The 25,842-nt window shown below is 39.6% G+C and carries 23 protein-coding genes; 16 read left to right on the top strand and 7 right to left on the bottom strand.

The features are described 5' to 3' along the window. The first annotated feature begins 37 nt into the window (after nt 1-37). On the top strand, nt 38-388 hold the full coding sequence (locus tag RM541_RS00345) for a GTPase (protein ID WP_311494363.1): 351 nt from the start codon (nt 38-40) through the stop codon (nt 386-388). Nucleotides 389-426: 38 nt separating this feature from the next. Here RM541_RS00345 and yihA read toward each other — a convergent pair whose 3' ends face one another. Both yihA and RM541_RS00335 read right to left on the bottom strand, forming a co-directional pair. After that, nucleotides 427-1,032: a ribosome biogenesis GTP-binding protein YihA/YsxC gene (gene yihA / locus RM541_RS00340; protein ID WP_311498269.1), complete on the bottom strand. Its 606-nt coding sequence runs from the start codon at nt 1,030-1,032 to the stop codon at nt 427-429. Between the two features lie 56 nt (nt 1,033-1,088). Then, complete coding sequence (locus RM541_RS00335) at nt 1,089-1,853, bottom strand: alpha/beta fold hydrolase (protein WP_311494361.1); 765 nt, start codon at nt 1,851-1,853, stop codon at nt 1,089-1,091. Between the two features lie 289 nt (nt 1,854-2,142). On the opposite strand from RM541_RS00335, the gene mraZ reads away from it, so the two are divergent. The 13 genes from mraZ to ftsZ all read left to right on the top strand — a co-directional run bounded on the left by mraZ (nt 2,143) and on the right by ftsZ (nt 17,838). After that, nucleotides 2,143-2,610 carry a division/cell wall cluster transcriptional repressor MraZ gene (gene mraZ, locus RM541_RS00330; protein ID WP_311494360.1) on the top strand — a complete coding sequence of 156 codons (468 nt, stop codon included), beginning with the start codon at nt 2,143-2,145 and terminating at the stop codon, nt 2,608-2,610. Next, nucleotides 2,597-3,493, top strand: a complete 897-nt coding sequence (gene rsmH / locus RM541_RS00325) for a 16S rRNA (cytosine(1402)-N(4))-methyltransferase RsmH (RefSeq protein ID WP_311498268.1) — start codon at nt 2,597-2,599, stop codon at nt 3,491-3,493. The genes mraZ and rsmH overlap by 14 nt, the downstream gene beginning before the upstream one ends. 43 nt (nt 3,494-3,536) lie before the next feature. Then, nucleotides 3,537-3,854: an FtsL-like putative cell division protein gene (locus RM541_RS00320; RefSeq protein WP_311498267.1), complete on the top strand. Its 318-nt coding sequence runs from the start codon at nt 3,537-3,539 to the stop codon at nt 3,852-3,854. Between the two features lie 7 nt (nt 3,855-3,861). Next, a complete protein-coding gene (locus RM541_RS00315) occupies nt 3,862-5,859 on the top strand; it encodes a penicillin-binding protein (RefSeq protein ID WP_311498266.1) in 1,998 nt (665 codons plus the stop codon). Continuing rightward, nucleotides 5,856-7,322 (top strand): UDP-N-acetylmuramoyl-L-alanyl-D-glutamate--2,6-diaminopimelate ligase, encoded by a 1,467-nt coding sequence (locus RM541_RS00310; RefSeq protein WP_311498265.1) that lies wholly within the window; start codon nt 5,856-5,858, stop codon nt 7,320-7,322. The genes RM541_RS00315 and RM541_RS00310 overlap by 4 nt, the downstream gene beginning before the upstream one ends. A 44-nt stretch (nt 7,323-7,366) precedes the next feature. After that, nucleotides 7,367-8,599: a phospho-N-acetylmuramoyl-pentapeptide-transferase gene (gene mraY, locus RM541_RS00305; RefSeq protein WP_311498264.1), complete on the top strand. Its 1,233-nt coding sequence runs from the start codon at nt 7,367-7,369 to the stop codon at nt 8,597-8,599. Nucleotide 8,600: 1 nt separating this feature from the next. Beyond that, nucleotides 8,601-9,941: a UDP-N-acetylmuramoyl-L-alanine--D-glutamate ligase gene (gene murD / locus RM541_RS00300; protein ID WP_311498263.1), complete on the top strand. Its 1,341-nt coding sequence runs from the start codon at nt 8,601-8,603 to the stop codon at nt 9,939-9,941. A 64-nt stretch (nt 9,942-10,005) separates the two neighbouring features. Continuing rightward, nucleotides 10,006-11,208, top strand: coding sequence for an FtsW/RodA/SpoVE family cell cycle protein (locus tag RM541_RS00295; protein WP_311498262.1), 1,203 nt, complete (start codon nt 10,006-10,008; stop codon nt 11,206-11,208). A gap of 1 nt (nt 11,209) precedes the next feature. Then, nucleotides 11,210-12,304, top strand: a complete 1,095-nt coding sequence (murG, locus tag RM541_RS00290) for an undecaprenyldiphospho-muramoylpentapeptide beta-N-acetylglucosaminyltransferase (protein ID WP_311498261.1) — start codon at nt 11,210-11,212, stop codon at nt 12,302-12,304. Nucleotides 12,305-12,419: 115 nt separating this feature from the next. Beyond that, complete coding sequence (gene murC / locus RM541_RS00285) at nt 12,420-13,766, top strand: UDP-N-acetylmuramate--L-alanine ligase (RefSeq protein WP_311498260.1); 1,347 nt, start codon at nt 12,420-12,422, stop codon at nt 13,764-13,766. Further along, nucleotides 13,763-14,479, top strand: a complete 717-nt coding sequence (locus RM541_RS00280) for a cell division protein FtsQ/DivIB (RefSeq protein WP_311498259.1) — start codon at nt 13,763-13,765, stop codon at nt 14,477-14,479. Before murC ends, RM541_RS00280 begins: the two co-directional genes overlap by 4 nt. A gap of 3 nt (nt 14,480-14,482) precedes the next feature. Beyond that, nucleotides 14,483-15,838: a cell division protein FtsA gene (gene ftsA / locus RM541_RS00275; RefSeq protein WP_311498258.1), complete on the top strand. Its 1,356-nt coding sequence runs from the start codon at nt 14,483-14,485 to the stop codon at nt 15,836-15,838. Between the two features lie 29 nt (nt 15,839-15,867). Then, the gene (gene ftsZ / locus RM541_RS00270; protein WP_311498257.1) at nt 15,868-17,838 is read left to right on the top strand and encodes a cell division protein FtsZ; all 1,971 of its coding nucleotides are present in this window, start codon (nt 15,868-15,870) and stop codon (nt 17,836-17,838) included. A gap of 73 nt (nt 17,839-17,911) precedes the next feature. Here the strand turns inward: ftsZ and RM541_RS00265 are convergent, their stop codons facing one another. From RM541_RS00265 to dacB, 4 genes are read right to left on the bottom strand one after another with little or no spacing between them, the layout of a single operon-like run. Continuing rightward, nucleotides 17,912-18,466 carry a hypothetical protein gene (locus RM541_RS00265; protein WP_311498256.1) on the bottom strand — a complete coding sequence of 185 codons (555 nt, stop codon included), beginning with the start codon at nt 18,464-18,466 and terminating at the stop codon, nt 17,912-17,914. Nucleotides 18,467-18,479: 13 nt separating this feature from the next. Then, nucleotides 18,480-19,997, bottom strand: a complete 1,518-nt coding sequence (locus tag RM541_RS00260; RefSeq protein WP_311498255.1) for a helicase HerA-like domain-containing protein — start codon at nt 19,995-19,997, stop codon at nt 18,480-18,482. Between the two features lie 16 nt (nt 19,998-20,013). After that, entirely contained in the window at nt 20,014-21,063 is a 1,050-nt protein-coding gene (locus tag RM541_RS00255; protein WP_311498254.1) for a S66 peptidase family protein, read from the bottom strand. 59 nt (nt 21,064-21,122) lie between these two features. Beyond that, nucleotides 21,123-22,460, bottom strand: a complete 1,338-nt coding sequence (gene dacB / locus RM541_RS00250; protein WP_311498253.1) for a D-alanyl-D-alanine carboxypeptidase/D-alanyl-D-alanine endopeptidase — start codon at nt 22,458-22,460, stop codon at nt 21,123-21,125. Nucleotides 22,461-22,592: 132 nt separating this feature from the next. Between dacB and RM541_RS00245 the strand changes: the two genes are divergently transcribed. Beyond that, nucleotides 22,593-23,225, top strand: a complete 633-nt coding sequence (locus RM541_RS00245) for a 7-carboxy-7-deazaguanine synthase QueE (RefSeq protein WP_311494344.1) — start codon at nt 22,593-22,595, stop codon at nt 23,223-23,225. A 43-nt stretch (nt 23,226-23,268) separates the two neighbouring features. Here RM541_RS00245 and RM541_RS00240 read toward each other — a convergent pair whose 3' ends face one another. Further along, the gene (locus RM541_RS00240; RefSeq protein ID WP_311498252.1) at nt 23,269-23,826 is read right to left on the bottom strand and encodes a DUF2911 domain-containing protein; all 558 of its coding nucleotides are present in this window, start codon (nt 23,824-23,826) and stop codon (nt 23,269-23,271) included. Nucleotides 23,827-24,095: 269 nt separating this feature from the next. Between RM541_RS00240 and asnB the strand changes: the two genes are divergently transcribed. Beyond that, nucleotides 24,096-25,715, top strand: a complete 1,620-nt coding sequence (asnB, locus tag RM541_RS00235) for an asparagine synthase B (RefSeq protein ID WP_311498251.1) — start codon at nt 24,096-24,098, stop codon at nt 25,713-25,715. Nucleotides 25,716-25,842: the final 127 nt, after the last annotated feature.

The following is a 25,842-nucleotide window of genomic DNA, read 5'->3' as shown; positions in this document are numbered from 1 at the left end:
GGTTTGAAACCTTTATAAAATTGATCACCTGAAAAAATTGATTTTTATATATAATGCAGCTTCAGGACCCGGAAACGGAGTGCTTGACAGCCTGCATAAAATTTTTAGTCCGGGTACTTATAGTTGCAGCCTTTGCAAGCTTACTTATGGAATTACAGGAGAAAAGAAATCCTGGAAACACTTCAGGAAATCTTCAGGTTTGGAAATGGAGTTTCTGCATGCTGATGAATTCAGAAAGCAGTACGCTTCAAAATTCGGATATAAATTTGATTATCCTATTGTTTTAACTGAAAGCGACGAAGGTTTACAGGTGTTAATTTCTACTGTAGAATTAAATAAGTTGAAGGATGATGTAGAATTGAAAGAATTGATTACTGCGAGAGCATAGCGTAGGAGAATACTATTTTTTATAGTAAAAAACAATCGTTATCTCAACTTTAGATTTTTGTTTATCTCTTCTATGTAGTCCAGTATTTCCTCCTGACCCATACCTGTATTTGCTGAGGTGACGAAATATTGGGGCATTTCCACCCATGTCTTTAGCATTTCTGCTTCGTAGTTTTCAAGTTTTAATTCAAGTTCTTTAGGCTTGGTTTTATCAGCTTTTGTGAATATTATACAGAATGGAACCTGGTGCTCCCCCAGCCATTGCATAAATTCCATATCAATTTTCTGAGGACTATGCCTTGAGTCTACTAAAACAAACGCGCAAATCATTTGCTCCCGTTTCTCAAAATATGCCGTTATAAACTTTTGAAAGGTGTTTTTTGTGGATTTTGAAACTTTGGCGTACCCATAACCTGGCAAATCTACCAGGTGCCAGTTGTCATTAATAAGAAAGTGATTTATTAACTGCGTTTTCCCTGGAGTTGCAGAGGTTTTGGCCAAAGCTTTACGCCCGGTCAGCATATTGATTAGGGAAGATTTACCTACATTACTTCTTCCTATAAACGCGTACTCCGGAAGCTTACTATCAGGGCATTTCGCAACGCTGCTGTTGCTTATCACAAATTCAGCATTCTTGATTTTCATCTTTAATCTCTATTTTTTCAAACCTGGTTTAGTTGCGGGGGCAGGAAAGTCTATGCCTAAAATTGCCTTTTTTCGAGCCAGGCATGTAGTAAGGCATTAAACTCTTCCGGGTGCTCCATCATAGCTGCATGCCCGCATTTATCAATCCAGTAAAGATCAGAATCCGGTAACAATCTGTCAAAATCTTCAGCTACTTCGGGAGGAGTGACATTGTCATTTTTCCCCCAGATGATGCAGGTAGGGGTAAGCATTTTTGGTAAATCCTTAGCCATGTTGTGTCTAATAGCACTTTTTGCAATAGCCAAAGTCTTTACCAGCTTATTCCTGTCGCTCACGGTTTCATAAACTTCATCCACAATTTCCTTTGTGGCCACTTCGGGATCGTAAAAAACATTCTGCGCCTTTTTTCTAATGAATTCATAATCTCCACGTCTCGGGTAACTTTCTCCCATTGCGTTTTCATAAAGACCAGAACTTCCTGTAATTACAAGACCCTTTATAAGACTGGGGTAAAGTTTAGTGGCAACCAGGGCGATATGGCCGCCAAGAGAATTCCCTAACAGGATAACCTCCTCAAAACCTTTAAACTCAATAAACTCTTTAAGGTATTTAGCAAAAGTTGCGACGCTGGTTTTAAGAAGAGACATTGAATATAAAGGCAATTCCGGAATTAAAACTTTATAACCTTTAGATGGAAAAAAATTCACGACACCATCAAAATTACTGAGGCCTCCCATAAGCCCATGTAAAATTACAATTGGTGTGCCTTCTCCCTCCTCTAAGTACGTAAACTTTCCTTCTTGCTTTAAGTGATTTTTCATTGATGCCCTTTGCGGTTAGCAATCGCAAATATAGCGATTTCAATACAAGTATAATCATTTTTGCCTAATAGCAAAGAGTTTTTGCTAAAGCTTAATACGATCTCTGGCTTTATAATTAAGCAGATTTTTTGGTAAATATTTCCCACTGCTATCAACCTTCTGAATTATAAGTAAATACAGCTATTAAGAAGTGTTTCAGTGAAATACGGTGGTAAAACTTATCAACAATGTGGTAAGAAGTGGTAAAAAGTGGTTTTTTTTTCGATATATTTGATCTATAAATTCAGGAGTGGTAAATTTAATTGGAACATATGAGTGCAAGGTAGATGCGAAAGGGCGGTTAATGGTTCCTTCAGCTCTAAAGAAGCAGCTCGCTCCTATGTTGCAAAATGGATTTGTTTTAAAGCGCTCGGTTTTTCAGCCTTGTCTCGAGTTATATCCTATGGAACAGTGGGATGAAATGATGCAGAAAATAAACAAGCTCAACCGCTTCAAAAAAAAGAACAACGACTTTATTCGTCGCTTCACTGCAGGTGTAAAAACTGTTGAGGTGGATACTAACGGAAGGTTGTTAATCCCTAAAGATCTTATTGGTTTTGCAGGAATTGGGAAAGAAATAGTGCTTTCTTCTGCAATTAATATTATTGAAATATGGGATAAAGATAAATATGAAAATGCTATCGATGCCGCTTCAGATGATTTTGCAGATCTGGCGGAAGAGGTGATGGGAAACGATGATTTTGATGGAATATCATAAACCTGTATTACTGGAAGAAACCGTGCGCGGTCTGGATATAAAGCCAGATGGTGTTTACGTGGATGTGACCTTTGGTGGTGGAGGACATTCCAGAGAGATCCTGAAACAGCTGGGGCCGGAAGGTAAACTTTATGCTTTCGATCAGGATAAGGATGCTTTGCAGAATAACATAGATGATGAGCGCTTTACACTTATAAATGAGAACTTCAGATTTATAAAGAGGTTTTTGCGATTCTACGGAGTGAAACAGGTAGATGGTATCCTTGGTGATTTTGGGGTTTCCTCTCATCAGTTTAATGAAGCTGAACGTGGTTTTTCAACGCGCTTTGATGCTAAGCTGGATATGAGGATGAACCAGGATAGTAAACTTAGTGCTTACGAGGTGGTAAATGAATATGATGAAGAACAGCTTAAGAAAATGTTCTACGAATATGCAGATTTAAAGAATGCTCCAAAATTGGCTCGCATGATTGTGACAGAGCGGAAGGAGAAGCCAATTGAAAGCAGTGAACAGCTTAATGATTTGCTAAAGCCGAGCTTATTTAAAGGAAAGGAGAATAAAATTCTGGCGCAGATTTATCAGGCGATCAGGATTGAAGTAAATCAGGAAATAGAAGCTTTAAGAGATTTTTTATTGCAAACAGAGGAATTGCTTAAGCCCGGAGGAAGACTGAGTTTGATTTCTTACCATTCTCTGGAAGATCGTTTGGTGAAAAGATATATAAGAAGCGGATTGTTTAAAGGTGAGCCGGAAAAAGATTTCTACGGAAACATATCTGTTCCTTTTAAAAAAGTAAAAGGCTTAATAGTTCCTGGTAAAGAGGAAATTGTCCGTAACAACAGGGCGAGGAGTGCGAAACTTCGCGTTGCAAAGAAGTTATAGTCAGAAGCTTTTTCTGATGAAGTGATGATTAAAAAGAATGAAAATGAAGAAGGGTATTTACAACATACTAAAGGCAAATTTTCTCATAAGTAACGACGCTGTAAAAAACTGGCGTTTTATAGTTTTTTGTACGCTTCTGGCCATTGTGATGATTGCCAGCTCTCACAGTGCCGAGCGAAAGGTGCATGAAATCGCACGGCTTAATAACGAAGTGAGGGAGTTGAGAAGTGAATTTGTAGACCGCAGATCTGCGCTAATGCGTATTAAAATGGAATCAACAATTATTGACAAACTCAGCGGAACAGGAATTCAACCTTCTGAAACTCCGCCATACAAGATAAAAGTAAACTTAAAAGAGTAGCGATTTCATGGCAACTACTGAAAAAAGCATATTAAACAGATTATACTTTATCGCGGGATGCCTGTTCATCTTCGCGTTTGCTGTTGCTTTTAAGTTGATGGATATTCAGTTCGTAGAAGGGGAGTATTACAAGGAGCTGGCAGAGGACAGGACGTACAGGAATTTCAAAATTCCTGCCAACCGAGGGAATCTTTACGATTCCAACGGCAGCTTATTAGCAACTTCAGTTCCCAAATTTGATATTAGGTTTGATGCAGTTACTGTTTCAGATAAAGATTTTGAAACTAATATAGGGCCATTGTCTGAAAAACTTTCAGCAGCACTGGGAGGAAGTGCATCTAGTTATTCACAGAAGATTAGAGCAGCAAGAGTTAATAAACAGCGCTATCTCCTAATCGCAAAAAACCTTGGGTACTCAGAGTATATTAAATTCCGAAACTTTCCCATGTTCAATTTGGGTGCCTATAAAGGCGGTTTAATTGTAGAACAAAGAACGGTCAGGGAGCATCCTCTTGGTAAAATGGGTGAGAGAACCGTGGGGTATGAAAGAAAAGATGCAGATGGCTATTTTACCCGGGTAGGTCTGGAAGGTGCTTTTGGGAATTACCTGAGAGGAACTGATGGGAGAAGGCTCAAACAAAAAATTGCAAAAGGCCAGTGGAAACCAATTAGTGATAACAATGAAGTGGAACCGCGGGATGGCTATGATGTAATTTCTACTATAGATGTTAATATTCAGGATATCGCCCACCATGCACTTTTAAAGCAACTCGAAGATTTTGAAGCTGAGCATGGAACTGTAGTGGTTATGGAAACTGCAACAGGGGAGATTAAAGCGATGTCTAATCTTGGCAGGACTAAAGAGGGTACTTATTTCGAAAAGAGAAACTACGCTGTTTATGAGTCGCATGAGCCGGGATCGACCTTTAAATTAATGGCAATGGTAGCTGCCCTGGAAGATAAGGTAGTAGATACTGCACAAATTGTGGACACAGAGAACGGAGTAGTTCGTTATTACGGTCGTGCTGTTAGGGATTCTCATCACGGTGGCTACGGAAAAATTTCGGCAGCAAAAGCTTTTGAACTTTCTTCTAATACAGCCTTTACAAAAATGATTACTGAAGGGTATAAAACAAATCCTTCAAAATTCGTGGACCGGCTTTATGATATGGGGCTTAATAAAAAAATCGGTTTAGATATTAATGGAGAGGGTCAGCCAAAAATACCGCATCCAGATGATAAGAACTGGAATGGACTTAGTCTTCCGTGGATGGCTTTTGGGTACGGAGTTTCTTTAACTCCTCTGCAAACGCTCACCTTTTATAATGCGATTGCCAACAATGGTGAAATGGTGAAGCCTCGTTTTATAAAGGAAGTGAAAGAATGGGATAAAACCATCGTGAAGGTGGAAAAGGAAATAATAAACCCAGCTATCTGTTCTCCGGAAACTGCCAGAAAAGTGAGGAAAATGATGGAGAATACAGTAAAGCGTGGGACGGCAGCCAATATTTACACTCCTAATTTCTCCATGGCAGGCAAGACTGGAACGTGTCAGGTAGAATACTGGATTGAACCCGGTAGGTATATTGCATCTTTTTCGGGATATTTCCCAGCTGAAGATCCTAAATACTCCTGCATTGTGGTGATCCATAAACCAAACAGGAGAAAAGGTTATTACGGAAATATCGTAGCTGCACCAGTGTTTAAAAGCATTGCTCAAAAAATTTATACTGATACTCCAATAATGGATGAGCTGCCTTCTCTTCAGATTGAAAATGAGGATGTGAAAGCGGACTTCAATAAGTATTACAGTAAAATTCAGAATGAAAAAATCCTAATGCCAGATGTTACTGGGATGCCTGCTATGGATGCCATTTCCTTACTGGAAAACCTGGGTTTTAAAGTCAATTTCAGGGGGCAGGGGAACGTTAAAAGTCAGTCTGTGGCTGCGGGAATAGAAATTAGTCAGAATAAGGAATTGAATATAAAATTAGTATTAAGTTGATTATTTTAAAAGACATCTTATATCGTGTAAGAATGGAAGCCGTGGTTGGAAACACTGGGGTGACTGTTAATAACCTCCATTTCGATTCCAGGAAAGTGGAGCTTAACGATGTTTTTATTGCAATTCGCGGAAGTCTTTCCGATGGTCATCAATACATTCAAAAGGCGATAGAAAAAGGAGCGCTGGTTGTTATCTGTGAAGAATTACCGGAGCAGATCATCAATGGAGTGACCTATGTTCAGGTAGATGATTCCAAAAAAGCCTTGGCTTATATGGCTTCGAATTACTTTGAAAATCCTTCAGAAAAATTAAAATTAGTTGGGGTAACCGGTACCAATGGGAAAACTACCATAGCCACTTTGCTTTATAATTTGTTTACAAAGGCAGGCTTTAAAGTTGGTTTGCTTTCTACAGTAAAGGTTATGGTTGCAGATAAAGAATATTCAGCTATAAGAACTACTCCAGATTCAGTTACCATAAATTCCTATTTAAAGGAAATGAACGATGAAGGTGTGGAGTTTTGTTTTATGGAAGTCAGTTCTCATGGAATCGCTCAGCATAGAACGACTGCTTTGGAATTTGCTGGCGGTATTTTCACTAATCTTTCACATGATCATTTAGATTATCACAAAGATTTTGCAGAATACAGGGATGTTAAAAAACGTTTTTTCGACGAACTACCGGTCTCATCTTTTGCGCTCACCAATGTAGATGATAAGAATGGTGAGGTGATGCTTCAGAATACAAAGGCAAAAAAATATACCTATGCCTTAAAATCTTATGCAGATTATCAGGCGCAAATTCTGGAAAATCAGTTTACCGGATTATTGCTGAAGGTGAACGAGCAGGAAGTTTGGTCCAGGTTAATAGGAACTTTTAACGCTTACAATGTGTTGGCAATTTATGCCACTGCCGAACTACTCGGATTAGAAACACTGGAAAGCCTGAAGATTATAAGTGAACTTAATTCTGTAAGTGGAAGGTTTCAGTATGTAGTTTCCGATAATGAGCAAATTACAGCCATCGTTGATTATGCACATACTCCTGATGCTTTAAAAAATGTGCTGGAAACGATTAATGCGATTCGCACCAAAAACGAAGAGTTAATTACTGTTGTTGGCTGTGGTGGTGACAGGGATAAAACTAAAAGACCAAAGATGGGGCATATAGCTTCAGCTTTAAGCACCAAAGTAATTTTTACCAGTGATAATCCAAGAACTGAAGATCCTGAAAAAATTATTGAAGATGTAGAGGCTGGTGTGCAGCCTCAAAACTTTAAAAAAACAATGTCTATTACCAATAGGAAACAGGCGATTAAAACCGCATGCCAGTTGGCTGGAAAGAATGATATCATTTTAATCGCCGGAAAAGGTCATGAGACTTACCAGGAGGTAAACGGGGAGCGTCATGATTTTGATGATCTCCAGATCGTAAAAGAATTTTTGAAACAACAGAATAAGTAACTGAAGCTTTTTTCTTTTAAAAAGGAAAATCGGAAAGATAAAGGATGTTATACTATCTATTTGAATATTTAGGGTCAGAATATCAGTTGCCGGGAGCGCGGTTGTTTGGATATATTTCCTTCAGGTCGGCTATGGCCATTATTTTGTCTTTAGCGATTTCCACAATATATGGTAAAAAAATAATTACTTACTTGTTGGCAAAACAGGTGGGCGAAAGTGTTCGTGAACTTGGGCTTAAAGGTCAGAGTGAAAAGGCAGGAACCCCAACCATGGGTGGCTTAATTATCATTATTGCCACACTTATTCCGGTTTTGCTCTTTGCGAAACTGGATAATATATATGTGATTTTGCTAATTGTCACTACGCTTTGGATGGGAGCCATAGGTTTTCTGGACGATTATATTAAAATTTTTAAAAAGGATAAAGAAGGTCTTAAGGGCGTTTTTAAAGTTATTGGTCAGGTGGGATTGGGTTTAATTGTTGGCGGCACTATGTATTTCCATCCCGGCATTACCGTAAAGGAAGAGGCAAATTCTGTAGTGCCTAATCAGGAGTTAGTGGAAGTGGGGGGGCTACGAGAAATGGGCCCGGAACAAAAAACCACCACAACTACGATTCCTTTTGTGAAAAATAATGAATTTGATTATGCAAGTTTAATAACCTGGATCAATCCAGATTATTCCAAATATGCCTGGTTAATTTTTATTCCAATTGTGATCTTCATTGTAACCGCAGTTTCAAATGGAGCCAATCTTACCGATGGTGTAGATGGCCTCGCTGCAGGTTCTTCAGCAATTATTGTTCTTACGCTGGGGATTTTTGCATGGGTTTCTGGTAACATCATTTTTTCAGACTATCTGAATATTATGTACATCCCACGTTCGGGGGAAATGACCATATATATCACCGCAATGGCGGGTGCTTTAGTTGGATTTTTATGGTATAACACCTATCCGGCGCAGGTTTTTATGGGAGATACCGGCAGCCTTACTATAGGGGGGATAATTGCCGTTTTAGCCATAGCGACCAGAAAAGAGCTGCTTATTCCCATTCTCTGCGGAATATTCCTGATGGAGAACTTATCTGTAGTAATGCAGGTAGGATGGTTTAAGTACACAAAACAGAAATACGGTATAGGCCGCAGAATTTTTCTGATGTCCCCTCTGCATCATCATTATCAGAAGAAAGGGCATCACGAGAGTAAAATCGTAGTAAGATTCTGGATCGTTGGGATTTTCCTCGCGATTGTAACTGTAGTTACCCTGAAGGTGAGATAATATGGAAAGAAAGAGCATTGCAATCCTGGGAGGAGGCGAAAGTGGGGTAGGCACGGCGATATTAGCCAAAAAGGAGGGCTTTGAAGTTTTTGTTTCTGATAAGGGAAAGATAAAAGATAAGTACAGGGAAGTTCTTGAACATCATGAAATTGAATGGGAAGAGTACACTCATTCTGAAGAAAGGATTCTGACAGCTTCAGTCGTGATGAAAAGTCCGGGAATACCCGATAATGCTCCCTTGGTTTTAAAACTGAAAGGCAAAGGCGTTCCCGTGATTTCTGAAATTGAATTTGCTTCAGAATTTACTTCAGCAGAAGTCATTGGTATTACCGGAAGCAACGGAAAAACGACCACTACAAAATTTGTCCACCATATTCTTAAAGCCGGAAGTATTTCCGCAGGAATGGCGGGCAATGTAGGTGACAGCTTTGCGAAACAGGTCGCAGAGAGCGAATTCGACTGGTATGTTCTGGAACTGAGTAGTTTTCAGCTGGATGGAATCCTGAATTTCCGGCCGAAAATTGCCGTTTTAACGAACATAACTGCAGATCATTTAGACCGGTATGAATACAGTCTGGATAATTATATAGAATCAAAATTCAGGATTACGAAGAATCAAACAGAATCAGATTACTTCATTTACGATGCAGATGATGAAAATATTATGAAGTGGTTGGAGAAAAACCAGATCAAAGCGCAAAAATTGCCTTTTTCATTAGAAAAAAAGTTTGAAAACGGGGCCTTTTTAGAAAATGAAGAAATAATAGTAAAAATAAATAATACCCAATTTAATATGCCAACAACAGATCTTAGCCTTCAGGGCAAGCACAACACAAAGAATGCGATGGCGGCCGCTACGGTTGCACAACTTTTACGAATCAGGAAACAAACTATTCGGGAAAGTATGGAAAATTTTCAGGGTGTGGAACATCGTCTGGAAAAGGTGCTTAAGATCAACAATGTGATGTACATCAACGATTCTAAGGCTACCAATATCAATGCGACTTTTTATGCATTGGAAAGTATGGAGACCGAGACTGTGTGGATTGTTGGTGGGGTAGACAAAGGCAATGTTTACAGCGATTTGTTGCCTTTGGTAAACGAGAAAGTAAAAGCGATTATCTGCCTTGGGGTAGACAATGCTAAAATAATGGCTGCGTTTGGAAATTGTGTAGATACCATTGTGGAAACACAATCTATGGACGAAGCGGTGAAAATCGCCTACAAAATTGCAGAAAAAAACGAAAGCGTTTTGCTATCACCGGCATGTGCGAGTTTTGATCTTTTTGAAAACTATGAAGACAGGGGACGCCAGTTTAAAGAAGCGGTGAGAAATTTATAGAGTGTTGGTAAGACCTCACAGGTTTTCAAAATTTGTGAGGTCTGGAACAAGAATTAAGTAACAAATGAGCAGTATTTTTTCAAATCTTAAAGGAGACAAGGTTATTTGGGCTACCGCGGGGCTGTTGGCAATTTTTTCGTTCCTGCCGGTTTATAGCGCCAGTAGTAATCTTGCTTATCTTCATGGAGATGGAAGCACCTTCAATTATCTTGTGGTGCATTTCTTTCATCTGCTGCTGGGATTTTGTTTGCTCTTTGCGGTGCATCGTATTCCGTACACTTATTTTCGCGGACTCTCGATTTTAATGCTGCCCGTTATTATTGTGTTGCTTATATACACTGTGGCGCAAGGCACTTTTATTGGGGGTGCTTATGCCAGTAGGTGGATACAAATCCCTGTTTTAGGGGTTTCCTTCCAGTCGTCTACGCTTGCTTCAGTGGTGCTTATGGTTTATGTAGCGCGGTATTTATCTAAAATTACAGAAAGAACGGTCACTTTCAAGGAGACTATTTTGCCTTTGTGGCTGCCGGTCTTTCTGATTCTGGCGCTTATTCTCCCGGCTAACTTTTCTACTGCAGCATTAATATTTGCAATGACGCTGGTTTTAATGTTCCTGGGTGGATATCCTTTAAAATATCTTGCTGCCATTGTGGGAGTCGGACTCGTTTTTTTGGCAATTTTCATACTTACAGCAAAAGCTTTTCCCGGCGTACTGCCCAGTAGGGTGGATACCTGGGCCAGCAGGATAGATAGTTTTACTAACGATGGCGACACTGAAGCAGATTATCAGATCGAAAAGGCGAAAATTGCCATTGCAAGAGGGGGTATTACAGGTACCGGAATTGGCAAATCTATTCAACGGAATTTTCTTCCGCAATCATCTTCAGATTTTATCTATGCGATAATTGTGGAAGAGATGGGACTTATAGGTGCTTTTGGCGTTATGCTGGCTTACCTCATGCTGCTTTTTAGAATTGTAATTGTCGCTACTAAAGCGAATACGGTTTTTGGAAAGCTGCTGGTAATGGGAGTAGGAATTCCCATCGTATTCCAGGCACTGGTGAATATGGCTGTAGCGGTGGAATTATTTCCGGTAACGGGGCAAACACTACCGCTTATAAGTAGCGGTGGAACGTCCATCTGGATGACCTGCATGGCGCTGGGGATTATTTTAAGTGTTAGTGCAAAAAGAGAAGAAATTAAAGAAGCGGAATCTAAGGAAACTGATGATGAGAATCCGTTAGATATATTAAGTGAGGCGATCTAAAGTGAAAGAGAATTTACGTGTCATATTATCAGGAGGAGGGACCGGTGGACATATCTACCCGGCCATCGCTATTGCAGATGAGATCCGCAGGCGTTATCCTGATTCCGAAATTCTCTTTGTTGGCGCAAAAGATCGTATGGAAATGGAAAAAGTTCCGCAGGAGGGATATGATATTGAAGGTTTATGGATTAGCGGAATTGAGCGGAAAATTTCTTTGAAGAATTTGATGTTTCCGTTTAAGTTAATGAGTAGCCTCAGTAAAAGCCGCAAGATAATCAGGAAGTTTAAGCCAGATGTGGTAATAGGAACAGGTGGTTTTGCCAGTGGTCCTTTGCTGCGGGTGGCGGTTTCCAATAAAATTCCAACCCTGCTCCAGGAGCAGAATTCTTATCCGGGGATTACCAACAGGATTCTTTCTAAGCAGGCCAATATTATTTGTGCGGCTTATGAAGAAGTAAAACGATTCTTCCCTGAAGAAAAAACCGTGATTACAGGAAATCCGGTGAGGCTGGATCTTTTAAAAGTTTCTGAAAAGAGAGAAGAAGCGCAACGTTTTTTCCATCTGGACAAAAAGAAGAAAACCGTGCTGGTAATTGGCGGAAGTTTAGGTGCTAGAAGAATAAACCAGCTAATAGAAACCTGGGTACCGAAATTTGAAAAAGAAAACATTCAGCTTATCTGGCAGACAGGAAAATTATATTATGATGAATACCGGAAGCATAACAGCGACCTGGTGCAGACCTACGAATTTCTGAACAGGATGGACTGGGCTTATGCCGCGGCAGATGTCATTATTTCCCGCGCGGGAGCAGGAAGCGTTTCAGAATTAAGTATTGTGGGAAAACCAGTGCTTTTTATCCCGTCGCCAAATGTTGCTGAAGATCATCAGACCAAAAATGCGATGGCACTCACAAAAAATAATGCAGCGCTTACTTTAACTGAAGCTGAACTGGAAGAAAAATTTGAAGAAGCCTTTTTGGATTTGGTTAACTCGGAAGAAAAGCAGAAAGAATTAGGTGATAATATTAAAAAAATGGCGCTGCCAAATGCGACCGCAAATATTGTAGACGAGGTGGAAAAACTGATAAAGAGATAAGGATCAGACCTCACAGGTTTTGAAAACCTGTGAGGTCTAGGCCGCAAATCCTGCAAGGTTTTTTAAACCTTGTAGGTATGAACAAATAGAAAACAAAGAATAAGAATAACGAAATTTGAACGATATAAACAACATACAAAACTTTTACTTTATCGGGATCGGTGGGATCGGCATGAGTGCCCTTGCGCGGTATTTTAACGCAAAGGGCAGGAACGTATCCGGTTACGATAAAACTCCTAGTCCGCTTACAAAAAAACTGGAGGAAGAAGGGATTACCGTTATTTATAAGGACGATATTGGGCAAATTCCGGATGCCGTTATTTCAGACAAAAATTCACTTATCGTTTATACTCCGGCTATTCCAATGGGGCATGAGCAATATAATTATTTTGAAAAGAATAATTATGATCTAAAAAAACGAGCGGTGGTACTGGGAATGGTAACTCAGAAGAAATTGACGCTTGCAGTTGCCGGTACACATGGAAAAACGACCACAACGGCCATTTTAGCGCATATTTTGAAGGAAACCGGTGCAAAAGTGACCGCTTTTTTGGGTGGAATTAGTGAAGATATCCAAAGTAATCTCATTATGCAGGGGGACGAAGTAATTGTTGCTGAAGCAGACGAGTTCGATCGTTCTTTTTTGCAATTATCGCCAAATATTGCTGCAATTACCTCTATGGATGCAGATCATCTGGATATCTATGGCGAAAATGAGCAATTACAGGCCACCTTTAGAAAATTTGCTTCGCTGGTTCCCGCTAATGGCAGGTTATTTGTGCGGAATGGACTACCTCTTGAAGGTGCAACAATCGGAATTAATGACAATGCTGATTTTTCAGCAATTAATATAAAAATAGAAAACGGAGCCTATAATTTTGATTTAAAAACTCCGAAAGAGACTATAAAAAATTTAAAGTTTTATTTACCCGGCAAACACAATTTGCTAAATGCTATAACAGCCCTGGCCATGGCGATAGAATATGGTTCCCCCACGAATCAGCTTGCCGGGGCTCTATATAGTTTTAAAGGAGTAAAACGTAGATTTTCCTATAAAATTAAATCTGACAATTTTGTTCTTATAGATGATTATGCACATCATCCTGCAGAAATTTCGGCGGTATATCAGGCTGTTCGGGAAATGCACGCAGGAAAGAAAGTTTTGGCTGTTTTTCAGCCGCATTTATTCAGCAGAACAAAGGATTTTGCAGATGATTTTGCTGAAAGCCTCAGCAAATTTGATCAGGTAATGTTGCTCGATATTTATCCGGCACGGGAACTTCCGGTAGAAGGAATTACTTCAGCATGGCTTCTGGACAAAATTAATAATGAGAATAAAGAGCTTATTCAGAAGGAAAACCTTTCAGAAAAAATAAAACGTGCAAATGCTGAAGTGGTAGTTATGATGGGCGCCGGGGATATTGGAGAAGAAGTTGAAAAAGTAAAACTAGCGCTGCAATGAGACCAATTTTAGGATACATAAAAGCTGTTTTGCTTATCGCTCTCGTTGCGTTTCTTTTTGGTTTTGCTGAAAAAAGGCAGAAAGCGCGTAAAATCAATGAAGTAGCGGTACTATTTACAGCCGATGAAAACCTGTATGTTACTGAGGAAGCGGTTAATAAATTGTTGATACAAAATAAAGTGGCCGCTCCAAACATGGATAAAGAAACTTTAGATTTGAATAGGGTAGAAACACTCTTGAATAATCACGATATGATTGAAAACGCTGAAGTTTATTTGACCCTCGACGGGAAGCTTCAGGCGAAAATCAGTCAGCGTAAACCTATTGGAAGGGTGGTGGGAAATTCCTCTTTTTACCTCGACAGGAATGGCGAGTTAATGCCGCTTTCACCATATTATTCTGCCCGGGTGCCACTAATGATTGGCTTTGACGGGGGAAATGTGGCAGAGGCTTATCCCCTTTTGGATTATATAAGGAATGATGAATTTTTAATTCAACATATTACAGGAATAAATCGTCTAAGTACAGGGAAATTTGAGCTGGAAATGAGAAAGCTGGATTTCGTGGTGTATTTTGGAAAGGCAGAGCATATAGAATTAAAATTCAACAATTTTAAGGCTTTTTACAAGAAAGCTTTAAAGGACGATAAGTTAAATACCTACAGAAAAGTGAACTTGCAATTTGGTAATCAGGTTGTTTGCACTAAAAATTAATTTATGGAACAGAAGGAGATAGCAGTAGGATTAGACATTGGAACAACCAAGATTGTAGCCATGATTGGACGTAAGAACGAGTACGGCAAAGTAGAAATTGTCGGTATCGGGAAGTCCAAAAGTCTTGGCGTGCATCGTGGTGTGGTAAATAATATTACCCAAACGATCCAGTCTATCCAGCAGGCTATTCAGGAAGCTGAAGCAGATTCAGGATTAAAAATTGAAGATGTTGTGGTGGGGATTGCCGGGCAACATATAAGAAGTCTACAACACAGCGATTATATTACAAGACCAAATCCAGATGAGGTTATAGATGCAGAGGATATTCATACCCTTTGTAATCAGGTGCATAAACTGGTAATGCTTCCGGGAGAAGAGATCATACACGTGCTTCCGCAGGAATTTAAAGTAGATGGGCAGGCCGAAATTAAAGAGCCTATCGGAATGTACGGCGGTCGTTTGGAAGCCAACTTTCACGTGGTGGTGGGCCAGGTTTCTTCTATTAGAAACATTGGAAGATGTGTTAAAAGCGCGGGACTCGAACTTTCTGCAGTAACTCTGGAGCCGCTGGCTTCAGCAAACGCAGTTTTAAGTCAGGAAGAAAAAGAAGCCGGAGTGGCTTTAATCGATATAGGTGGCGGTACAACAGATTTGGCAATTTTCAAGGATGGAATTATAAGGCACACAGCTGTAATCCCTTTCGGCGGAAATGTTATTACTGAAGATATTAAAGAAGGTTGCTCCATTATTGAAAAGCAGGCAGAATTACTGAAGATAAAATTTGGTTCTGCATGGCCGGGGGAAAACAAGGATAATGAAATTGTTTCTATCCCGGGATTACGCGGAAGGGAACCTAAGGAAATTACCCTTAAAAATCTTTCAAAAATTATTCATGCAAGAGTGGTTGAAATTATTGAGCAGGTTTACCTGGAAATTAAAAATTACGGCCACGAGGAGCAGAAGAAAAAACTGATTGCCGGGATGGTATTAACGGGCGGTGGCGCACAGTTAAAACATCTTAAGCAGTTGGCAGAATATATTACCGGAATGGATACCAGGATTGGTTATCCAAACGAGCATCTTGCCGGTACCAACGATTCTGAAACCACCAGCCCGGTTTACGCAACCGCGGTTGGACTGGTAATGAACAGCCTGGAACAAAGTAAAAGCCGGTTTCAGGAAGAAGTTGTTCTTAAAAAAGAAGATGACGCGCATGAAATAGGGGAGGAGATTTCTGATGATCCGGAGGATGAATCTTTTTCACAGGAAAGTTTAGACTCCCAACGAAAAGAGCCCAGGAAAAGCATTTTTGATAAATGGGCAGAGAAGTTTAAAGATTTTTTAGATAACGCAGAGTAATACAACATACAACCAGTAAAATTGAATTTATGAGCAGTACAGAATTTGGAGACATTTCATTCGATTTACCGAAAAATCAATCAAACGTCATAAAAGTCATTGGCGTAGGAGGTGGTGGTAGCAATGCCATTAACCACATGTTTCAGTTAGGGATTAAAGGAGTAGATTTTGTGATCTGTAATACCGATGCGCAGGCGTTGGATAACAGTCCCGTTCCCAATAAAATCCAACTGGGGGTTAGCCTTACCGAAGGGCTTGGTGCAGGTGCAAACCCCAGTGTGGGCGAGCAGGCCGCAGTAGAGAGTTTTGACGAGATAAAGCAGATGCTGGATGTAAATACCAAAATGGTATTTATCACTGCCGGAATGGGTGGTGGAACTGGTACAGGTGCAGCTCCCGTAATAGCCAAACAGGCTAAAGAAATGGGTATTTTAACAGTTGGTATATGTACCATTCCCTTTCAGTTTGAAGGAAAAATGCGAAATGAACAAGCTCAGCTGGGAGTTGAAAAATTGCGTTCTCATGTAGATTCACTAATTGTAATTAATAATAACAAGCTTCGCGAGGTATACGGAAACCTCGGTTTTAAAGCCGGTTTCTCCAAAGCCGACGAAGTTTTGGCAACAGCCTCCAGGGGTATTGCTGAAGTTATTACCCATCACTATACTCAGAATATTGACTTGCGTGATGCCAAGACTGTATTAAGCAATAGTGGTACTGCTATAATGGGTTCTGCAAGCGCATCTGGTGCCGACAGGGCGAACGATGCAATACGTAAAGCCCTGGATTCTCCGTTGTTAAATGACAATAAAATTACCGGAGCTCAAAATGTATTACTGCTTATAGTTTCTGGTGCCGAAGAAATTACTATAGACGAAATTGGTGAAATTAATGACCACATCCAGGCAGAAGCCGGTCATAGTGCAAACATTATTATGGGGGTTGGTGAAGATGATACTTTGGATGATGCTATTGCAGTAACGATTATCGCCACGGGTTTTAATGTAGAGCAGCAGGATGATATCGTAAATACCGAAACCAAGAAGATCATTCATACCTTAGAAGATGAGCAGAAGGCCGAACATGAATTAATGCCTAAGAAAGGTGGCTATTATTCTTCATCTCTTGAAGAAAATGTAGCGGAGGAAGATTTTGAAGAGCCGAAAGAGAATAAAATAGTACATACACTGGACGATAGTGTGGAAGAAGTAGATGAAGTTGGGAATATTTCAACTAAGAAGAACGACAACCTTTATACTCCTCCTTCCGCGAGAAATATGGACGTAATATACGAGGAAATAAATCCTGAAGACTTTATCATCAATGATGCTTCTGAAGAGGACGTTGTGGAGATGGAAACCAGGGAGCCTGAAGAGGCAAATGACGATCAGATCATGTTCACTTTTGATTTTCCTTTAAATGAAGAAAAGGAAGAATCCAAACCGGTAACTCCGCAGAATAAAAAACCAGAAAGAAGGGAAGAGGAGAAATGTAGTTCACACGAAACCCGGAATATTGAAGTTAATGAACCTGTGGAAATCGTTCCAGTAACAGAAAATTCTGCGCAGGGGGTTAAGCGGTACAGTCTTGATGACTACATGGAATTTGAACAAAAACTCGAAAATTCCAAACCTGCAAAAAAGGAAGAGCCAAAAGATGAAACTATCGCTTTTGAAAAGAAGACGGTAGCTCCGGCACCGGAAAAGAAACAGGGTTCTGGAGAGGAAGAAGATCCGTTTAACAGCCCAATATCTGAAATGCTTATTGAACGTGCTGCAGAGCGACGGGCTAAAATGAAAGAGTTTAATTATAAATTCAGGAGTAATGCCGCTCAGATTGATGAGATAGAAAAGCAGCCAGCTTATAAAAGACAGGGTGTGGATCTGGACGACAGGAAGCCTGGAGAGAGCAAGCTTTCAAGAACAAGTTTGGGAAAGGATGATAATGACGACTTGCAGTTTAGAAGAAATAATTCCTTTCTACATGATAATGTAGATTAATTAATAGAGACTGAATAGAAAAAGGTTCCGGAATTCCGGAACCTTTTTTTGTTTCCAGGAATTGTATAATCAATTAATTCCAGTAAATCATAAGATATTTGATCTTGGATTCGTCAGGTATTTGTGAAGCTCGTATCCTTGTATCGGTATCATACCTAAGATTAGACGGAAGTTCCTTTTTGTCTATAGTGATATAAGCATTAATATCATCAAGAAACACAACGGCAGCATTAAGCGTATTTTCTATTCTCGAAATGTTGTAATATTTGACAATATCTTTAAAAGTACTGTTGATGTTTAAACCTTCTTTGGTTTCATACCTGGCATCCATTATCCTTATATGTCCAATAGTGCTTGTAGAATCGAATTCCTGGAGGGGCTCGAGGTACATATATGGCTTACCGCCCTTTTCATAAATCCGTATCTCATCTGTAGCTCTAAATTGATCAATGCCACTCGTGCGTTTTATTATTGAATCCTCAGCGAAGATTGAATCCAGTTGATTGATCCTGGTCTCTTTTTTAATTTTTCCCACCTGGCTTGGAGTGATCAGGTAAGGATTATCTTCATCGTTGTTGCAGGAAAACAGGAAAAAACTAAGTAATATAAATAGAAGGTTCTTTTTCATATTTAGATCTGGATTATTTTAAAAGTTTATTTAACACTCCCATAACTCCCCTTATAAATGTTGCGCTTGTTAATACTTTAATTATAGCTCCTTCCGTTTTGGTTTGTTTGCGGGAGCCAGACTCCTTTACAGTTTCCCGTTCTGATTTTGCTTTTTTTCTCGCTCTTTCTCCTTCAGCTTCCTCAATCTTTTCGGTGAGCAGTTCGTAGGCGCTCTCGCGGTCAATATCCTCATTATATTTTTCAGCGAGATCAGATTTCCCGATTATTTCATCCAGTTCTTTCCCCGTGAGTACATCCATCCTGCTCATGGGCGCCCTCAGCATTGTGGCTGCAAGCGGCCCGGGTCGTCCTTTATCGTCTAAGGCAGAAATTAAAGCTTCACCTGTACCTAACGCCGTTATTTCATTTTTTGTATCGTAAAATTCAGAAATTGGGTAATTTTCTGCAGTTAATTTTATCGCCTTTCTGTCCTTGGCTGTAAACGCTCGCAAAGCATGCTGAATCTTCAGTCCTAACTGTCCAAGTACTTCGGAAGGAACATCTGTGGGGTTTTGTGTTACAAAATAAATTCCGACGCCTTTCGATCGTATCAACTTCACAATACTTTCAATCTGGTTGAGGAGCGCCTTGGAAGCCTGATCAAAAATCAGGTGTGCTTCGTCAATAAACAATACCAGCTCCGGCTTTTCGCTATCTCCTTTTTCAGGAAAAGTAGTATAAATTTCAGCTAATAAACTCAGCATAAAAGTAGAAAAAAGAGCAGGTTTGTCCTGGATATCGGTGAGCCGGAATATATTCACATAACCCTGTCCATTTTCATCTTTTCGGGTAAGGTCCTTTACATCAAAAGATCGTTCTCCAAAGAACATTTCTGCTCCCTGCTGTTCGAGGCTTACAATTTTTCTCAGGATAGCTCCTGTGGATGCTGAAGAGATTCTCCCATATTCTTTTTCAATTTCTTCACGACCTTCATCTGTGGCGTATTGCAATACCTTTTTTAAATCTTTAAGATCCAGAAGCGGAAGGTGATTATCATCACAGTATTTAAAGATAATAGCCATTATTCCCGCCTGGGTTGAGGTCACATCGAGAATTCTGGAAAGCAATACGGGGCCAAATTCACTCACGGTAGCTCTTAACCGTACTCCCTTTTGTTCAGAAATTGTTAAAAGCTCAACAGGGGCAGCTTTAGTTTCAAATGGAAATCCTATTTTCTCGTGTCTTTCATATAGAAAAGTTTCTCCATTAGAAGGTTTTGCAATTCCGCTCAGGTCACCTTTCACATCCATTAAAAGGACCGGAACCCCCTGTTCAGAAAGATTTTCGGCAAGAATTTGTAGCGTTTTAGATTTTCCCGTTCCCGTGGCACCGGCGATAAGCCCATGCCGGTTCATCATTTTCAGTGGAACCTTTACAGCGGCTTCGGGAATAGTTTCTCCGTTATACATTGCCGCACCCAGGTAAATATAAGGGCCTTTGGGCTGGTAGCCGGAGGAAATATGATCAATGAATTGTTGTCTTTTCTCCACTTTATTCTTTTACAGATTAATGTACCGCTGCATTAAGCAAGCTAATGGTCCCTGCTTCAGCATCAATTTCTGCATCTATGCCATTGGGAATAGTCACATTATCATCAATATGGCCAATCATAGCGCCACTAAAAGCAGGAATATTAAGAGGTTCAATATAAGAATTTATAACTTCTTCCAGTGTTAGCGAACCAAAACCACTGCCGCCGGGCTCACAATCGCTGCATTTGCCAAGTACAAATCCGCTAATTTCTTCCAGCACTCCGCCAAGTCGCAATTGGGACATCATACGGTCTACCGCATAAATTTTCTCGCCAATATCTTCAATATATAATATTTTCCCTTTCCAGTCCTTCGGAAAATATTCAGATCCCATAATTCCGGTTAAGACTGAAAGGTTACCTCCAAGAAGTTTTCCTCTGGCCTTCCCTGGTTTAATAGTACGAATCCGGTTTTCGGTTTGTGCAAGCTCGTCTCCTTTGTCCTGAGGGTTTTGAAGTGTAAGCATTTCCTTCTCAAAGAGGAGTTTTTTAAAATGTTTTGTGCTAAAGCTGTTCCAGGTAGAAACTGCTACCGGCCCATGGAAAGTGACGAGCCCGGTTATCTCAAAAATCGCCAGGTGTAGTGCAGTAATATCACTGTAACCTATAAAAATTTTTGGATTTTTCCTGATGAGATCGTAATCCAGTTTATCCAGAATCCTTGCTGAGCCGGAGCCACCTCTAAGGGCGATAATTGCCTTTATTGAAGGGTCACCAAACATTTCATTTAATTCGCCTGCCCGCTCTTCGTCTGTTCCTGCGAGATGTCCGTACCTGTTTTTGGCAAATTTCCCGAATTTCACCTTCAATCCCATGGCTTCAAACGATTCCCGGGCAATTTCATAGGGTTCAGATTCAAAAATGGCACTTGCAGGGCTTATAATACCTATGGTATCACCTTCTTTTAGTGCTTTAGGACGTATAATTTCTTCGGAAGTAGAAAAATTAACGCTACTACTGAAGGAACTCAGCGGAATTGCCATTCCTGCAGCTCCAATATTCTGAATAAATTTTCTTCTTTCCATTTTTGAAGGTTGATACTTACCGAAATTAGACATTTTACCGACTTTCCTGAAAATATTTTTCAATAATTGTCTTTTATGAACAGCAGTATTTGCTCAATTTCCTTTTTGAGGAGTTGATTGCTAACGGTGAAATTGTTGTTCATAAAACTGAAGATCAAAACTTTACCATTATCGGTTTTCAGATATCCGCTTAAACTGTAATTATTGCTCATACTTCCCGATTTGGCGAAAATATAGGGATATTCAGCTTTAAAGTTACTTTTCAACGTTCCTGATTCACCGCCGGCCGGTAGAAGAGCGGTTAATCGCTCCCAGTCCACTTCATTCTGAACTTTTTCCAGCAGTTTTACAATTGTGCGTGGTGTAATGAGATTATACCGGGAAAGTCCTGAACCATCTACCCAAATTGGCTCATCCGGAAGGTCCTGGAGATGGTTTTTCTTTATAAATTCTATCGCAATGTCAGATTTTAGAGTGTCTGCAATACTTTCTGAAGCTAAAAGCAGGATTTGTTCTGCTATAAAATTGTCACTTTTTTGCAACATCTTTTTGTAAAGCGTATCTGTGGCAATTCCATTATAGGAGGATGATAATTGCCATTTTTGAGGCAGGAGTTTAATTGAATGAATTTCACGCTTCAAAGTGTCGCTTAGAAGTTCCAGAAATAATTCTTCGGAATAAATAAAAGGAACGTTTGCTTCAAAATTCTTCTTGTTTTCTTTCGGAATGTAAGTAAAATGATTGGAATTTAATTTTCGGCGAATTCCACGGTATTTTTTCATTGAATCTTTTTCAGAAGCAATCGAATTTTCAAAGGATGATGGAATTGTGTGTGGAAGAGGATTATTTTCTTTAAAAATCACCTTCAGTTTATTGCCATAAATAGGAAAAGCAGCCTTTTCTGCAGAAAAAGCGTAATTATAGTCATCCCATGCCCAGCCCGGGCCAAATTTTTCTTCAGAATAAGAAGGCTTCAGATAAAATAACTGTTCATTGCGGCTTTTCAGAAATTCCAGCAGTCCGGAATCTGGCAAATCAGGATTCAGAAGAGAAGGATCGCCGGTAGCTTTAAAAATCAGGCTGTCATTCTTAATAGCATACCGCATAGACGGAATAGAATCTTCCAGAGTCTGGAGTCCGGCGTAAAAAGTAAATAATTTGATATTGGACGCCGGAGTAAAATATTTATCTGAATTATGTTCGAAAATTGTTTTTTTCGTAGTGGGATCGTAAAGCACAAAACCGGTAAAACCTGTGCTGAAATTTTCAGTTTGGTTGATCTGCTTACTTATGTTTTGGTTTAAATTTTTTGTAGCGCTACAGCCACCTAAAAGCATAAGTAGCAGAAAAACTAGTAGAAACGTAGAAGATTTATAGTGAAAATTAGAAGTCGTCAAAAATTCAGGATTTCCGGTTAGAATGATGTGAATTTACTTTAAATATGTGCAATTCCGCGGAAATTTTTTGTCGGTTTGAAAGAAAAAGGATTTTAAAGCTATAAACTAACAGTTTCCGTATCTTTGCACGCTATGATTACAAAAGAAACACAGGCGTTGGTAGATGAAGGTATAATGCTTCCTTTAATGGAGGATTTTTATACGATACAGGGGGAAGGTTTTTTTAAAGGTACTGCGGCGTATTTTATCAGGATTGGAGGCTGCGATGTAGGTTGTCACTGGTGTGACGTTAAGGAGAGTTGGGATGCCGGAGTGCATCCACCTACGCATATTGGTGAAATGGTGGAAAAGGCAGCTGCAAGTAGTGATACCGTGGTTATAACGGGAGGAGAACCGCTTACGTGGGATATGACGCTTTTAACGAAAAGCCTTAGAGATAAAGGTTGTAAAACCCACATCGAAACTTCCGGAGCTTATAAATTAACCGGGGAGTGGGACTGGGTTTGTCTATCTCCAAAAAAAATAAAACTGCCAACAGAAGAGGTGTATGCTGCCGCCAATGAGCTGAAGGTCATTGTTTTTAATAAACATGATCTAAAGTTTGCGGAAGAGCAGGCAGCTAAAGTTGGTGAAAATTGTATTCTTTACCTGCAGCCGGAGTGGAGCAACAGGGAAAAAATGATTCCGCTTATCGTAGATTATGTAATGAAAAATCCAAAATGGAAAGTTTCATTGCAAACGCATAAATATCTCAATATCCCATAAAAAAAAGCGCCTCTTGGGCGCTTTTTCAATTTTTAAAATATTTTCACATTGCCGGTTCAAAAGGAATCTTTACGTAACTGTCATCCCATCCTATTAAAAGGTCGGCACCATTTCCAGATTCCTGAAATGCCATGGACAAAGCCTCAATATCATTTGGAGCTCTTCTTACAGGTACATTAATCCTTACAAGGTCTTGTTCGCTTGAATATTCGTAAGCGCCCCAGGTGAGTGTTTTTCTGTTAAGTATTACAGTCCATTCGTTCTCATTTGGAATAGTGTAAAGCGTATAAGTTCCCTGCGGAATTTTTTCTCCGGCTACCTGCATATCCTTGTAAAGGGTCAATTCTGTTGCCTCGTTGGCTCCGGTTCGCCATACTTCTCCATAAGGTACCAGCTTTCCAAACACTTCCCGATCTCTTTTTTGTGGGCGGCTATATATAACCCTTGCTACAGGTTCCTCACTTGTGTCCCGGTACAGGGCAAGATCCATAGGACTGGAGTCCATTTTTGAGAAATTAGGAGTGCTCATATTTTCTTCCTGCGCATTTAAATTTCCAAATGTAAGTGTTAGTCCGAATGCTGCTATTAATATCGTTTTCATTGCTTGTTTTAATTTTACTGTTAACTATTTCTATATCTTCTCTAAAGGTACTCTAGCTGTGGAGTCTTTTATGTTAAAAATTTATTTAGATGCTGTTAAAATACAAAATATTTACATCTGTAATTTTTTATAAGTAATACTGGTGCGTGAACTATCTTTTAGGTACAAATGTTTTATTTGATGTTTTCAGATGAAACTAATTTATAATTAAGGTTTTAAAAACTGTAAGCTTCGGTGCATATTTGTATCGAACTAATAACGAAAATGTCATGTGTGGAATTTTAGCAGTAATCGGAGATCGATTAAGTAAAGAGAAAGTAAGCAGCCTGTCTAAGAGGATGTCTCACCGCGGGCCGGACGAAAGTGATGTTCATATAACCGAAGAAGGTTATGTATTAAGTCACGAAAGACTTTCTATTGTAGATTTAGAAACAGGAAAACAACCAATCCAGGGTACATCAACTGCCTGGATGATACATAATGGTGAAATATATAATCATGCGGAACTTAGAAAAAATGAATTAAAAGATCACCAGTTCCGTACTACAGGAGATTCTGAAGTTATAGTGCATTTGTATGAAGAATACGGCTATGATTTTTTAGATAAGCTGGATGGGGTATTTTCTTTTGTGGTAATAGATGGTAAGGATTTTATTGCTGCCCGTGATCCAATTGGTGTAAAGCCTTTATATTACGGTACAGATGATGACGGAGCTATTTGGTTTGCAAGTGAAATGAAGGCTTTAGCAGATCAATGCTCGAACTTTGCAGCATTTCCTCCTGGACATTACTACACTCCCGAAACAGGTTTTGTTGAATATTACACTCCGGACTGGTACGATTACAAAAAAGGCACAGAAAAACTGGATCTAACAAAATTGAGAGAAAGTTTAATTGCGGCTACAAAAAAACGTTTAATGGCAGATGTTCCGTTAGGAGTGTTATTGAGCGGTGGTCTTGATTCTTCATTGACTTCTTCTATTGCGGCAAGATTGCTTGAAGGAACAGATCAAAAATTACATTCCTTTTCTATAGGTCTGGATGAAACTGCTCCAGATTTAATAGCGGCCAGAAAAGTTGCTGAGTTCTTAGGAACAGAACATACGGAACTATACTTTACTGTTGAAGAAGGAATAGAAATTCTTAAAAAGCTTGTATGGCACCTGGAGACTTACGATGTTACTTCTATTAGGGCAAGTACGCCAATGTACTTTCTTTCCAAAGGGATAGCAGATAAGGGTGTGAAAGTAGTACTTTCTGGCGAGGGTGCAGACGAGATTTTTGGAGGATATTTATATTTTAAAAATGCTCCTTCTCCTGAAGAATTTCAGAAAGAAACAATAAGAAGAGTACAGCGACTTGCTACTGCAGATTGTTTAAGGGCAGATAAATCTACAATGGCACACGGCCTTGAAGCACGTGTTCCCTTCCTGGATAAACAATTTCTAAAAACAGCTATAGAGACAGAACCAAAAGAGAAAATGCCAAGCACATATGATGGTGTTGAAAAGTACATTCTTCGGAAAGCTTTTGATACTCCGGAGCGTCCTTTCCTTCCTGATGAGGTTTTATGGAGACAAAAAGAGCAATTTAGCGACGGTGTAGGTTATAACTGGATAGATGAACTTATAGCATATGCAGCTGCGCATGTAACTGATGATCAAATGGCAGAAGCAGCAACAAGATTCCCTCACAATACACCTGCGACAAAAGAAGCTTACTTCTACAGGGAAATCTTCCATAGCCACTTTCCACAGGAAAGTGCAGCTAAAACAGTGAAGAGATGGGTTCCTAAATGGCAGGCAGATTTGGATCCAAGTGGAAGAGCAAATACCTCACACGTAGCTTCTACTGCTAAGAAGCAACTGGATGAATTAGCCAAAGTCTAGAGAAAAAATTTTCGTGTGGTTTGTTTAACCCATAGCTCCCGGTTTTTTGATCGGTTCTGCTATGGGTTTTCCACATTAATTGTTAATAACTTAAAGGCTTTAAAGTTCGCTCTCACAGTGTAAAAGC

The sequence above is a fragment of the Autumnicola psychrophila genome, from assembly GCF_031846645.1.
In the GTDB taxonomy this organism is placed as follows: domain Bacteria; phylum Bacteroidota; class Bacteroidia; order Flavobacteriales; family Flavobacteriaceae; genus Autumnicola; species Autumnicola psychrophila.
Note: the sequence above shows the minus strand (reverse complement) of the source record. Positions and strands in the feature narration are given on the sequence as shown.

What these genes read in the sequence shown, in the direction of transcription:
- yihA (WP_311498269.1), bottom strand. Translation starts at nt 1,032, where the DNA reads ATGAAAATCAAGAATGCTGAATTTGTGATAAGCAACAGCAGCGTTGCG.
- RM541_RS00335 (WP_311494361.1), bottom strand. Translation starts at nt 1,853, where the DNA reads ATGAAAAATCACTTAAAGCAAGAAGGAAAGTTTACGTACTTAGAGGAG.
- rsmH (WP_311498268.1), top strand. Translation starts at nt 2,597, where the DNA reads ATGGAATATCATAAACCTGTATTACTGGAAGAAACCGTGCGCGGTCTG.
- RM541_RS00320 (WP_311498267.1), top strand. Translation starts at nt 3,537, where the DNA reads ATGAAGAAGGGTATTTACAACATACTAAAGGCAAATTTTCTCATAAGT.
- RM541_RS00315 (WP_311498266.1), top strand. Translation starts at nt 3,862, where the DNA reads ATGGCAACTACTGAAAAAAGCATATTAAACAGATTATACTTTATCGCG.
- mraY (WP_311498264.1), top strand. Translation starts at nt 7,367, where the DNA reads ATGTTATACTATCTATTTGAATATTTAGGGTCAGAATATCAGTTGCCG.
- murD (WP_311498263.1), top strand. Translation starts at nt 8,601, where the DNA reads ATGGAAAGAAAGAGCATTGCAATCCTGGGAGGAGGCGAAAGTGGGGTA.
- RM541_RS00295 (WP_311498262.1), top strand. Translation starts at nt 10,006, where the DNA reads ATGAGCAGTATTTTTTCAAATCTTAAAGGAGACAAGGTTATTTGGGCT.
- RM541_RS00280 (WP_311498259.1), top strand. Translation starts at nt 13,763, where the DNA reads ATGAGACCAATTTTAGGATACATAAAAGCTGTTTTGCTTATCGCTCTC.
- ftsA (WP_311498258.1), top strand. Translation starts at nt 14,483, where the DNA reads ATGGAACAGAAGGAGATAGCAGTAGGATTAGACATTGGAACAACCAAG.
- ftsZ (WP_311498257.1), top strand. Translation starts at nt 15,868, where the DNA reads ATGAGCAGTACAGAATTTGGAGACATTTCATTCGATTTACCGAAAAAT.
- RM541_RS00265 (WP_311498256.1), bottom strand. Translation starts at nt 18,466, where the DNA reads ATGAAAAAGAACCTTCTATTTATATTACTTAGTTTTTTCCTGTTTTCC.
- RM541_RS00255 (WP_311498254.1), bottom strand. Translation starts at nt 21,063, where the DNA reads ATGGAAAGAAGAAAATTTATTCAGAATATTGGAGCTGCAGGAATGGCA.
- RM541_RS00245 (WP_311494344.1), top strand. Translation starts at nt 22,593, where the DNA reads ATGATTACAAAAGAAACACAGGCGTTGGTAGATGAAGGTATAATGCTT.
- RM541_RS00240 (WP_311498252.1), bottom strand. Translation starts at nt 23,826, where the DNA reads ATGAAAACGATATTAATAGCAGCATTCGGACTAACACTTACATTTGGA.
- asnB (WP_311498251.1), top strand. Translation starts at nt 24,096, where the DNA reads ATGTGTGGAATTTTAGCAGTAATCGGAGATCGATTAAGTAAAGAGAAA.